The sequence below is a fragment of the Bacillus sp. NTK071 genome, from assembly GCF_017303315.1.
GTDB lineage: Bacteria > Bacillota > Bacilli > Bacillales > Guptibacillaceae > Guptibacillus.
This window is the reverse complement of the sequence record NZ_JAFKOI010000115.1, coordinates 1-263: the sequence shown is the minus strand read 5'-3', so window position 1 is coordinate 263 and position 263 is coordinate 1. Positions and strand designations below refer to the sequence as shown.

Sequence of the window (263 nt, the reverse complement as noted above, 5' to 3'; positions counted from 1 at the left end):
GCAAAGTTCCAGCCAACCCCGAGCAAGATCAGCGTCCCCCAGAAATTCGCCAGCGCCTCGCCCGACAGCGCAAGGATCGCGCCCGCGACGACAAAGACGATCCCCGCGACCATTACCGGACGATAGCCATAGCGGTCGATCAGCCGCCCGCTGACGAAGCTGGGGGCGAACATGCCGATGATGTGCCACTGGATACCCAGCGCGGCATCGGCCTCGGTAAAGCCGCAGGCGATCATCGCCAGCGGTGCGGCGGTCATGGTGAA

At 64.6% G+C, this 263-nt stretch carries 1 protein-coding gene; it reads right to left on the bottom strand.

The features are described from left to right. Positions 1–263, bottom strand: a 263-nt coding sequence (locus tag JI666_RS21270) for an MFS transporter (RefSeq protein ID WP_206895079.1), incomplete at both ends; no start/stop codon positions are given.